Source organism: Pseudomonas sp. (assembly GCF_026224925.1).
Taxonomy (GTDB): Bacteria; Pseudomonadota; Gammaproteobacteria; order Pseudomonadales; family Pseudomonadaceae; genus Aquipseudomonas.
The window spans coordinates 1-3,469 of the sequence record NZ_JAMFRV010000556.1 but is presented as its reverse complement, the minus strand read 5'-3'; the positions used below and the strand labels follow the sequence as shown (position 1 = coordinate 3,469).

Below are 3,469 nucleotides of genomic sequence, written 5' to 3'. Positions count from 1 at the left end.
GGTCAGCACCTGCTCGAAGTTCCAGCCTAGCCCCAATAACGTCGCCCCGGCCCAGGCACCCAAGATCGCGCCGAAACGACCAATACCGAGCATCCATGACACGCCGGTGGCGCGACCCTGGGTTGGATAAAACCGCGCTGCCAGCGATGGCATCGCCGATTGCGCACCGTTGATGCACATGCCGGCCAACAGTACCAACGTGGCCAGCACGGTGACATTGCCCAGGCTCTGCCCCACCAGCCAAGCGAATACACCTGCCAACAAGTAGGCGATGCCAATGACCTTGTGCGGATTGAATTTGTCCATTGCCCAACCCACACCCACCGCGCTGAGCACGCCGCCGAACTGAAACAGTGCGCCGATAAATGCCGATTGCTCCATGCTCGCGCCGCTGTCACGCAACAGGGTCGGCAGCCAGCTGGTCAGCAGGTAAACAATCACCAGGCCCATGAAATAGGTCAGCCATAGCAACAAAGTACCCGCGCTATACGTGCCGGAGAAAATCACCTTCAGTACGTTGCGGCTCTGCACCGACTTCTGTTCCGGCACGCTGAAGCCTTTGGCCGCCGCGACCTCCAGCGGTGCAATCGGTGCCAGGACTTTGCGAATCCGCTCCACGCCACGGTTGCGCACCACCAGAAAACGTGCCGACTCCGGCAACCAGAACAACAACACCACGGCCAGCACCAAAGGCAGAATCCCGCCGAGCATCAGCAGGCTGTGCCAGCCTAATATGGGAATCATCTTCGCGGAGACAAACCCACCGCAGGCCATGCCCAGATTGAAACCGCAGAACATGCTGGTCACCAGTAGCGACTTGAGCCGCTCCGGGGTGTATTCGGACAGCAGCGTGGTGGCGTTGGGCATCGCCGCACCCAAACCCAGGCCGGTCAGCAAGCGCAGGGCCAACAGTTGATCGATGTTGCTGCTGTAGGCCGACAGTAAACTGAACACGCCGAACAGAAACACCGCCACCACCAGCACCACCTTGCGGCCGAAACGGTCGGCCAATGGTCCTGAACCCAGGGCGCCGAAGACCATGCCGATCAGCGCAGCACTCATCACCGGCCCCAGGCTCGCGCGATCGATGCCCCAATCCTGACTCAAAGCAGGGGCGATGAAGCCCATGGCCGCCGTATCCAGGCCGTCGAGAAACACGATCAGAAAACACAGCAATACGACCCGCCATTGATAGCTGGACAGTGGCTTGGCGTTGATCAGCGCCTGAACATCAAGCGTGCCAACCACGGGCACGGGAGCGAATAGCGACATGCAAACATTTCCTTCTTATTCTTATTGGGGCGCTTGCATCGGCAAACACCATAAAACCACACGCACGTCACAGCGTTAGAAGTCGAAGAACACCGTTTCCGATTCGCCTTGAACCCAAATGTCGAAGCGATAAGCCAGCTTGCCGTCAACCGTGCAACGCTTGGCAATCAAGGTTTCCCGACGTTGCGGCTGCTCGATCAAATTCAGTACCGGATCGACCGCATTGGCCTGAGCCTCGTCGTCGAAGTACAGGCGGGTCTGCAAGTGAATATTAATGCCCCGCGCGAACAACGAGACATTGATATGCGACGCCATCGGAACACCCGCAGCGTTTTTCAGGGTGCCCGGCTTGATGGTTTTGAGCGTCCACTCACCGACATCCGTGGTCGCGGTACGGCCAAAACTGTTGAAGGGTTTTTCCAGATCGTAGTCGCTGTCGTAGACGCCTTCGTGATTGGCCTGCCAGAACTCCAGGAACGAATCGCGAATCAGGTGACCATTGCCGTCGTAAACGTGACCCATCAGCAAGATGTGCTCGCCCGGCGCGCCGGGTTTGGCCATTTCGTTCCAGATTTCCTGCTCGCGGGACGGGTTACCGGCCGCGTCCAGCGCTAAGCCAATATGCACGTAAGGACCGGCGGTTTGCGAAGGGGTTTCAGGCAGAAGTTGAACGGGCATGCGCGTGCCTCCTCAGCAGTTTTCGAAGTGGGTCTTGCGCTGACCGCGCAGAACGATATCAAAGCGATAAGCCAGGCAATCCATGGGATTGGCCATGCTCATATCGAGCTTGGCGATCAGGCTCTGCACCGCTTCCTGACTGGCGATCGACTTGACGATCGGGCACATCGGGATGAGCGGGTCACCTTCGAAATACAACTGGGTGATCAATCGCGTGGCAATCGACGGGCCGCTAATGGAGACGTGAATATGCGCCGGACGCCAGTCGTTGGGACCATTGCGCCACGGGTATGGGCCGGGTTTGACCGTGCGAAAACTGTAGTTGCCGTCGCGGTCGGTCAAGGCACGACCGACGCCACCGAAATTCGGGTCGATGGGCGCCAGGTAGCTGTCTTTCTTGTGCCGGTAGCGACCACCGGCATTGGCTTGCCACATCTCCACCAAGGTATGGGGGATAGGCTTACCGTACTGGTCACAGACCCGGCCGGCGACGATGATGCGCTCGCCGATGGGCAGGCCACCCTGGTTGAAGTTCAGCAGCAGATCGTTATCGTGCTGGCTCATCTTCAGATGGGAAAAGTCCGGGCCACTGGTTTCCGACAGGGACTGGGGAATGCTCACCAAGGCTTGACGCGGGGAACGCAGGATCGAGGTTTTGTAGTCAGGCGTCAGGGCTTTGGGGTGCCAATTGCGGTCACGAATGACGAAGCGGCTGTTGTCCGCATCAGACATGTCGGTCTCCTTGTTGTTATGGGTAAGAGCTAGGGATACGCGCTGCGTAGACAGCAGTCAGTGGTCCAGTTTCTCCTGATAAGACCCACTCCGGCATTGAAAAAACGCACCCTATCCATATCCAAATGGTTATGGATAACGACCCTCGCGATACTCCTGCCCCACCTCGCGCAGCACCTCCACACACCATTGAGCCGCCAGCGGCATCGGCAGTGCAGGATTGCTACACAGCCCCACCGAACCACCCGGTTCGCGAATCCCCAATTCCAGCTCCACCAACTCACCGCGACTCAGGTCCTGCCTGACCGCATCGAAAGGCGCTACCCAGATCGCCTGACTGCACTGCACATAACGCCGACTCAAGGTCAGCGACAAGGTTTCCAGACGCTGGCGCGGTGGGCTGATACCGTGCTGCACAAACAGGCTGTCGGCGAACTTGCGAATCGTCGTCCCCGCCAGCGGCAACACCAGCGGATAGTCTTCAAGATTTTTAAGCGCCAATGGGTCGGCCAACAGCGGATGGCCGTTACGCACCACCAGGGTCATGGATTCGCTGTACAGATGCTCGAACGTCAGCCCAAGAATCTGCGGGCTATCGGTCATCCGTCCGACCACCAGATCCAGCTCACCCACGCGCAGTCGAGACAACAGGTACGCGCTTGGCCCGGTCACCACGCTCACGACCAACGCGGGATGTCGGGCATGCAAACGACAGACGACCTCGGGTACCAGCAAACTTTCCACGGTGGACAGCACACCGAGCCGCGCAGTGAAGGGCTCGTGCTCG

General features: G+C 59.0%; 4 protein-coding genes. All 4 read right to left on the bottom strand.

The features are described 5' to 3' along the window. On the bottom strand, positions 1 to 1,272 hold a 1,272-nt coding region (locus M0974_RS23265; RefSeq protein ID WP_297842431.1), incomplete at its 3' end, for an MFS transporter. Between the two features lie 75 nt (positions 1,273 to 1,347). Beyond that, positions 1,348 to 1,950 carry a protocatechuate 3,4-dioxygenase subunit alpha gene (gene pcaG, locus M0974_RS23260; RefSeq protein WP_297842428.1) on the bottom strand — a complete coding sequence of 201 codons (603 nt, stop codon included), beginning with the start codon at positions 1,948 to 1,950 and terminating at the stop codon, positions 1,348 to 1,350. A 12-nt stretch (positions 1,951 to 1,962) separates the two neighbouring features. Further along, the gene (gene pcaH, locus M0974_RS23255) at positions 1,963 to 2,682 is read right to left on the bottom strand and encodes a protocatechuate 3,4-dioxygenase subunit beta (RefSeq protein ID WP_297842425.1); all 720 of its coding nucleotides are present in this window, start codon (positions 2,680 to 2,682) and stop codon (positions 1,963 to 1,965) included. A gap of 129 nt (positions 2,683 to 2,811) precedes the next feature. Next, the coding region (locus M0974_RS23250; protein WP_297842423.1) for a LysR substrate-binding domain-containing protein at positions 2,812 to 3,469 on the bottom strand (658 nt) is incomplete at its 5' end.